Genomic DNA, 7177 nt, shown 5'->3' on the forward strand with positions numbered 1-7177 from the left:
TGTCATTTTCAGAAGACGACTGCACCAATCAACGAGACATGAAGCCTGCTGTGCATACGGCTCCTGACAGCCCGATATCAGGACTCCTCTGCACGAAACTCGTCTATGCTCAATACTCGTGTGCACCAAAGCGAGGCGAGCATGGCGACCGATACCGTACCGATTGCCGAGCGCGGCGTAGCCACCCTGTCAGAACAGGCATGGGAGCGTGCTCGCTGCCGCGCGGAGATCATTGGGCCGTTGGCGCAGTCGGAGACGGTCGGGCATGAAGCGGCCGACGCAGCAGCCCAGGCGCTGGGTCTGTCCCGGCGGCAGGTCTACGTCCTGATCCGCCGTGCCCGGCAAGGTTCGGGGCTGGTCACTGATTTGGCTCTTGGACAGTCGAGCGGTGGCAAAGGTAAAGGCCGCTTGCCGGAGTCGGTCGAACGAATCATCCGCGAGCTACTGCAAAAGCGCTTCCTGACCAAGCAGAAGCGCAGCTTGGCGGCGTTCCACCGTGAAGTTGCGCGGGTGTGCAAGCTGCAAAAGCTGCGGATGCCGGCGCGCAACACGGTCGCGTTGCGGATCGCCAGCCTTGATCCACTCAAGACCACTCGACTTCGGGAAGGCCAGGATGCGTCCCGCATCCTGCAAGGTGTTGGCGGTGTTCCTCCGCCAGTCTCCGCACCGCTGGAGCAGGTACAGATCGACCACACAGTCATCGACCTGATCGTGGTGGACGAGCGCGACCGGCAACCGATTGGCCGTCCGTACCTGACCCTCGCCATCGACGTGTTCACCCGCTGCGTGGTTGGCATGGTGGTCACGTTAGAAGCGCCATCTGCCGTCTCGGTCGGCCTGTGCCTCGCACACGCCGGTTGCGACAAGCGCCCTTGGTTGGAAAGGTTGGACGTGGAAATGGACTGGCCGATGAGCGGCAAGCCCGCGCTGCTCTACCTGGACAACGCGGCCGAATTCAAGAGCGAGGCGCTACGCCGTGGCTGCGAGCAGCATGGCATCCGGTTGGACTATCGGCCTCTCGGGCAGCCGCACTATGGCGGCATCGTGGAACGGATCATCGGCACGGCGATGCAAATGATCCACGACGAATTGCCGGGGACGACCTTCTCCAACCCTGACCAGCGCGGGGAATACGCCTCCGAGAAGATGGCCGCCCTGACACTGCGCGAGCTGGAACGCTGGCTCGCATTGGCGGTTGGCACCTATCACGGCTCCGTGCACAACGGCCTGCTCCAACCGCCGGCCGCACGCTGGGCCGAAGCTGTCGCGCGTACCGGCGTTCCAACCGTCATCACTCGCACCACGGCTTTTCTGGTCGATTTCCTGCCCGTCCTCCGCCGCACCCTGACCCGCACTGGCTTCGTCATCGACCACATCCACTACTACGCCGATGCGCTCAAGCCGTGGATAGCTCGGCGCGACCGCCTGCCTGCGTTCCTGATCCGGCGCGACCCACGCGACATCAGCCGCATTTGGGTGCTGGAGCCGGAGGGGCAGCACTATCTGGAAATTCCATACCGTACCTTGTCGCACCCGGCTGTCACCCTCTGGGAACAACGGCAGGCGCTGGCGAAATTGCGGCAGCAAGGGCGCGAACAGGTGGATGAGTCGGCGCTGTTCCGCATGATCGGGCAGATGCGCGAAATCGTGACCACTGCGCAGAAAGCCACGCGCAAGGCGCGGCGCGACGCGGATCGACGCCAGCATCTCAAGTCAACGGAACAACCTGTCAAAACCACGCCACCAGCGGACACGGACATGGCAGACCCGCAGGCGGACAACCAGCCACCTGCCAAACCGTTCGACCAGATTGAGGAGTGGTAGCCGTGGACGAATATCCCATCATCGACCTGTCCCACCTGCTGCCGGCGGCCCAGGGCTTGGCCCGTCTCCCGGCGGACGAGCGCATCCATCGCCTTCGCGCCGACCGCTGGATCGGCTATCCGCGAGCAGTCGAGGCGTTGAACCGGCTGGAAGCCCTGTATACGTGGCCAAACAAACAACGCATGCCCAACCTGCTGTTGGTCGGTCCAACCAACAACGGCAAGTCGATGATCGTCGAGAAGTTCCGCCGCGCCCACCCGGCCAGCTCCGACGCCGACCAGGAGCACATCCCGGTATTGGTCGTGCAGATGCCGTCCGAGCCATCGGTGATCCGCTTCTACGTCGCGCTGCTCGCGGCGATGGGAGCACCATTGCGCCCGCGCCCACGGCTGCCGGAAATGGAGCAACTGGCGCTGGCACTGCTGCGCAAGGTCGGCGTGCGCATGCTGGTGATCGACGAGCTGCACAACGTCTTGGCCGGCAACAGCGTCAACCGGCGGGAATTTCTCAACCTGCTGCGCTTCCTCGGCAATGAGCTGCGCATCCCATTGGTCGGGGTCGGCACGCGCGACGCCTACCTGGCCATCCGCTCGGATGACCAATTGGAAAACCGCTTCGAGCCCATGATGCTGCCGGTGTGGGAGGCCAACGACGATTGCTGCTCACTGCTGGCCAGCTTCGCCGCTTCGCTTCCATTGCGGCGACCCTCGTCGATTGCCACGCTGGACATGGCCCGCTACCTGCTCACACGCAGCGAGGGCACCATCGGCGAACTGGCGCACTTGCTGATGGCGGCGGCCCTCGTCGCCGTGGAGAGCGGCGAGGAAGCGATCAACCACCGCACGCTCAGCATGGCCGATTACACCGGCCCAAGCGAGCGGCGTCGGCAATTCGAGCGGGAACTGATGTGAAGCCAGCGCCACGCTGGCCACTGCATCCGGCACCCAGGGAAGCCGAAGCCCTGTCTTCGTGGCTCAACCGCGTGGCCCTTTGCTATCACATGGAAGTGTCCGAGCTGCTGGAGCACGATCTTGGTCACGGCCAGGTTGATGACCTGGACACCGCGCCACCACTGGCGCTGCTGGCGATGCTCTCCCAGCGGAGCGGTATCGAGCTGGATCGGCTGCGCTGCATGAGTTTCGCCGGCTGGGTGCCTTGGCTACTGGACAGCCTTGATGATCAGATTCCAGCCGCATTGGAAACCTATGCGTTCCAGCTCTCGGTACTGCTGCCGAGACTCCGCCGTAAGACGCGATCCATCACGAGCTGGCGTGCCTGGCTGCCCACCCAACCGATACACCGCGCCTGTCCGCTCTGCCTGAACGATCCGGAGAACCAAGCCGTACTGCTCGCGTGGAAGCTGCCCCTGATGCTGAGCTGCCCACTGCATGGCTGCTGGCTGGAATCCTATTGGGGCGTGCCAGGGCGGTTTCTCGGCTGGGAGAACGCCGACGCCGAACCGCGCACTGCCAGCGACGCGATTGCGGCGATGGACCAGCGTACCTGGCAGGCACTGACGACCGGCCACGTGGAGTTGCCGCGCCGACGCATCCACGCCGGATTGTGGTTTAGGCTGCTACGCACGCTGCTCGATGAGCTGAACACCCCGCTTTCGACGTGCGGCACCTACGCGGGGTATCTCCGCCAAATCTGGGAATGCTGCGGGCATCCGCTGCGTGCTGGGCAAAGTCTGTGGCGACCGTATGAAACCCTGAACCCGGCAGTACGGTTGCAGATGCTGGAGGCGGCGGCAACGGCAATCAGCTTGATTGAGGTGAGGGATATAAGCCCGCCAGGCGAGCACGCAAAGCTATTCTGGTCCGAGCCCCAAACCGGGTTCACCAGTGGCCTGCCGGCGAAAGCGCCGAAGCCCGAACCCGTCGATCACTGGCAGCGTGCAATCCAGGCCATTGATGAGGCCATCATTGAAGCACGACACAACCCCGAGACGGCACGCTCGCTGTTCGCGTTGGCTTCCTATGGTCGGCGCGACCCCGCTTCCTTGGAACAGTTGCGCGCCACCTTCGCGAAGGAAGGCATCCCCCCGGAATTTCTGTCACATTATGAGCCTAGCCTACCCTTTGCATGCCTTAGACAGAATGACGGGTTAAGTGACAAATTTTGACGTGCAGAGCTTCCCGATGCAAACTGTCACATAATCGAACGTATATGTGACAGGTACAAGATGCTGATTGGCTACATGCGAGTATCGAAGGCGGATGGCTCCCAGGCGACGGACTTGCAGCGCGATGCGCTGGTCGCGGCCGGTGTTGATCCGGCGCATCTCTATGAAGACCAAGCGTCCGGAAAACGCGAGGATCGTCCCGGTCTGGCGAGCTGTCTGAAGGCACTACGGCCAGGCGACACGTTGGTCGTTTGGAAACTGGATCGGCTCGGGCGCGACCTGCGCCATCTGATCAATACCGTCCATGACCTGACCGGACGCGGCATCGGCCTCAAGGTGCTGACCGGGCACGGCGCGGCCATTGACACCACGACCGCCGCCGGCAAGCTGGTCTTCGGTATCTTCGCCGCGCTGGCCGAGTTCGAGCGCGAGTTGATCGCCGAGCGCACCGTGGCGGGCCTGGCCTCAGCACGGGCACGCGGCCGGAAAGGCGGCCGGCCGTTCAAGATGACCGCCGCCAAGCTGCGGCTGGCGATGGCGGCAATGGGGCAGTCAGAGACCAAGGTCGGCGACCTGTGCCAGGAACTTGGCATCACGCGGCAGACCCTGTATCGGCATATTTCACCCAAGGGCGAGCTACGTCCAGATGGCGAGAAGCTACTCAGCCGAATTTGATGCCGACATGAGGCGACGTAGCGAAAGCGTGGTTTGTCTCAATTTGACGGCGGCGAACCGCAAGCGTTCGGTTCGCCGCTCGTTTCGGTCGCAGTGCTGGCCCGCGCCTGGAAACGTTGATAACACTCCAGCCCGCAGAAGTGCTCGACGTACTCCGCGCCTTCCGGTGTGAAGGCGGCATCGAGCGGAATTTCCTTGCAGCACACGCAGCAACTGGTGGCGGTCGGATCATTTGCATTCATGGTGGCACCCCTCCATTGACTGACGAAGACGGCGAATGCCGCCGCCGGCATCGGCTTTGCGAACAGAAAGCCTTGCCCGCGCTCGAACGCTTGGGCCCTCCGCCGTAGTCCATCCATCCGGCCGGGAAGCGCTCATGATCTTTCCCTGAATGCCCGCAACGCCCGCGCCAGTGACAGAAGAAACAGGCCGGTCAAACCGAGCGCCGTGATGACCCAATACTCGACAAGGAATGCACCGGCGGTTGTGCCGGCCAGCACGGCAGCGAGGATGGACAGGTGGCAGGGGCAAGTCAGCACGGCCAGCGTGCCCCACAGGTAGCCGGTGAACGGTTTGTGCGTCTCGGCCGGCATGCGCTCGGGGCTGTTCATGGCAAACTCTCCGCATGCTGTGCCGGCGCGGTCGGCATGGCGGCCAACTGCACTTCCAGATTGGCCAACGCTTCGCGCCGGCGTTCGACGAACTGACGCAGCACAGCAAGCTGCGCGGCAGTTTCATCGCAGTTCGCCGCATCCAGCGCCCGGCACAGCCGCGCCAATGCGCCGAGGCCGATGCCCGCCTCGAAGGCGGCCCGCACGAAGCACAGTCGCTGCAAGGCGGCGTCATCGAACAGGCCGTAGCCACCCGTGGTGCAGGCGACTGGCCGCAGCAATCCGCGCAGCAGGTAGTCGCGCACGATATGCACGCTCACCCCGGCATCAAGGGCCAGCCGGGACACCGTGTAGGCGTTCATCGAACACCTCCTTTTGGTCGGTTCACGGCAATGCATATACCGTTTCGCCGAGTTCAATCCGCGCGCTGCGAATCCGATGCCGGTGCCGTAGAACATTGGGTCGATATCCGATCACGGTGTCCTAGATGACATGGTCTGCAACAGATGTCGATTAAACTCCTGGCCCAAGCCGAAAGCCTCGTGGACACTGACGATCGCCAATCCTTCCAATCCTTGATGCTTGGAGGCCCAGTCTTCCGCCGTCGGGACAGATGCAAAGAAATGTACATGGCAACAGAAGGACTGACGAACGTCGGCTGCTTCCTGCGGCAATACCAAGGACACCGCCATGCCGGCAGGTTCGACAGCCTGTATCTCGCTGGGTGAAACCGTGAGTGAAACGGGTGCTCCGGTTGCAGCGCAATGCGATGAGACGCGAGCTGTACGGCCGATCAGCGCCGGAAATATCAAGGTGTCCAGCGCGCACCAGGCATACAGACGGCGGTCGTCAATTTCAAAGACATACGAAGTCTCGCGCAAGGTGAGGCCGTAGCCGATGATGTTCCCATCTTTGTCATATTCGGTACTGGTGGCCTGTTCGAGTACGGCGGCCACTCGCTCAGCGGGCCAGTCGAGAATCCCGGCAAGTGTCGTTCGTGAAACCGGACGCCCCTTGGCGAGTTCCCGCAGTAGCGGGACCAAGAGATCCGCAGTACCATTGGTACGATTGACCGAAGTGAGACGTTCTAAAATATATGGGGCGAGCTTCATGGTTCCATCTCCTTTCATCCTGCGCAGCAGGACAATTGTTTGACATCCTTGGTGAAGGTCTGCGCCGCGAGCTTCAGCCCCTCGACCATCGTCAGGTAGGGGAACAACTGGTCAGCCAGTTCCTGTACGGTCATGCGGTTACGGATCGCGAGCACCGCCGTCTGGATCAGCTCGCCCGCTTCCGGGGCCACTGCCTGTACCCCAATGAGTCGTCCGCTACCTTCCTCGGCTTGTCCTTTCGAATTTGAATTGGATAGCGTAACCTTACTTCCGTACTCATGTACGGAGTCAAGCGGTATGGAAAATAATTTGGAGAACCTGACCATTGGCGTTTTTGCCAAGGCAGCCGGCGTCAACGTGGAGACCATCCGGTTCTATCAGCGCAAGGGCTTGTTGCCCGAGCCGGACAAGCCCTATGGCAGCATTCGCCGCTATGGCGCGGCGGACGTGACACGGGTGCGATTCGTGAAATCGGCCCAGCGGTTGGGCTTCAGCCTGGATGAAATCGCCGAGTTGCTGCGGCTCGACGATGGCACCCACTGCGAGGAGGCCAGCAGCCTGGCCGAGCACAAGCTCCAAGACGTGCGCGAGAAGATGGCCGATTTGGCGCGCATGGAGGCTGTGCTGTCTGACCTGGTGTGCGCCTGCCATTCGCGGCAGGGGAATGTTTCGTGTCCGCTGATTGCGTCGTTGCAAGGTGGAACGAGCTTGGCAGGGGCTTCCACAGCTTAGCGTGCTTTATTTTCCGTTTTCTGAGACGACCACAGATCAGAAAAGACTGTGCAGCCGACTCTTGATATTCCGTGCAGTCACCTTCTGAAAATGACAGT

At 62.2% G+C, this 7177-nt stretch carries 11 protein-coding genes; 5 read left to right on the plus strand and 6 right to left on the minus strand.

All coding sequences use genetic code 11. The annotated features are described in order from the left end of the window. The first annotated feature begins 141 nt into the window (after positions 1-141). Genes V8L70_RS22320 through V8L70_RS22335 form a run of 4 tightly spaced genes read left to right on the plus strand, consistent with a single transcriptional unit; the run spans position 142 to position 4624 of the window. Complete coding sequence (locus tag V8L70_RS22320) at positions 142-1824, plus strand: Mu transposase C-terminal domain-containing protein (protein ID WP_011494284.1); 1683 nt, start codon at positions 142-144, stop codon at positions 1822-1824. Positions 1825-1826: 2 nt separating this feature from the next. After that, on the plus strand, positions 1827-2735 hold the full coding sequence (locus V8L70_RS22325) for a TniB family NTP-binding protein (protein ID WP_101146687.1): 909 nt from the start codon (positions 1827-1829) through the stop codon (positions 2733-2735). Beyond that, complete coding sequence (locus tag V8L70_RS22330; RefSeq protein WP_009288528.1) at positions 2732-3949, plus strand: TniQ family protein; 1218 nt, start codon at positions 2732-2734, stop codon at positions 3947-3949. The genes V8L70_RS22325 and V8L70_RS22330 overlap by 4 nt, the downstream gene beginning before the upstream one ends. A gap of 60 nt (positions 3950-4009) precedes the next feature. Then, positions 4010-4624 carry a recombinase family protein gene (locus tag V8L70_RS22335; RefSeq protein ID WP_010981357.1) on the plus strand — a complete coding sequence of 205 codons (615 nt, stop codon included), beginning with the start codon at positions 4010-4012 and terminating at the stop codon, positions 4622-4624. Between the two features lie 38 nt (positions 4625-4662). Here the strand turns inward: V8L70_RS22335 and V8L70_RS22340 are convergent, their stop codons facing one another. The 6 genes from V8L70_RS22340 to V8L70_RS22365 form a co-directional block, all read right to left on the minus strand. After that, a complete protein-coding gene (locus V8L70_RS22340; RefSeq protein ID WP_005413391.1) occupies positions 4663-4866 on the minus strand; it encodes a DUF3330 domain-containing protein in 204 nt (67 codons plus the stop codon). Beyond that, positions 4853-5002, minus strand: coding sequence for a hypothetical protein (locus V8L70_RS22345; protein WP_223828161.1), 150 nt, complete (start codon positions 5000-5002; stop codon positions 4853-4855). The genes V8L70_RS22340 and V8L70_RS22345 overlap by 14 nt, the downstream gene beginning before the upstream one ends. Continuing rightward, positions 4999-5235, minus strand: coding sequence for a broad-spectrum mercury transporter MerE (merE, locus tag V8L70_RS22350; protein WP_005413392.1), 237 nt, complete (start codon positions 5233-5235; stop codon positions 4999-5001). Before merE ends, V8L70_RS22345 begins: the two co-directional genes overlap by 4 nt. Further along, the gene (merD, locus tag V8L70_RS22355) at positions 5232-5597 is read right to left on the minus strand and encodes a mercury resistance co-regulator MerD (RefSeq protein ID WP_000995361.1); all 366 of its coding nucleotides are present in this window, start codon (positions 5595-5597) and stop codon (positions 5232-5234) included. The genes merE and merD overlap by 4 nt, the downstream gene beginning before the upstream one ends. Positions 5598-5708: 111 nt before the next feature. Further along, positions 5709-6347 (minus strand): organomercurial lyase MerB, encoded by a 639-nt coding sequence (gene merB, locus V8L70_RS22360; protein ID WP_000761850.1) that lies wholly within the window; start codon positions 6345-6347, stop codon positions 5709-5711. 14 nt (positions 6348-6361) lie between these two features. Beyond that, a complete protein-coding gene (locus V8L70_RS22365) occupies positions 6362-6715 on the minus strand; it encodes a hypothetical protein (protein WP_077269372.1) in 354 nt (117 codons plus the stop codon). Here V8L70_RS22365 and merR point away from each other — a divergent pair. Beyond that, on the plus strand, positions 6645-7079 hold the full coding sequence (gene merR, locus V8L70_RS22370; protein ID WP_010981353.1) for a mercury resistance transcriptional regulator MerR: 435 nt from the start codon (positions 6645-6647) through the stop codon (positions 7077-7079). The two genes, V8L70_RS22365 and merR, sit on opposite strands and share 71 nt — an antisense overlap. Positions 7080-7177 lie beyond the last annotated feature (98 nt).

This window comes from Vreelandella arctica, from assembly GCF_037070215.1.
Lineage (GTDB): Bacteria > Pseudomonadota > Gammaproteobacteria > Pseudomonadales > Halomonadaceae > Vreelandella > Vreelandella arctica.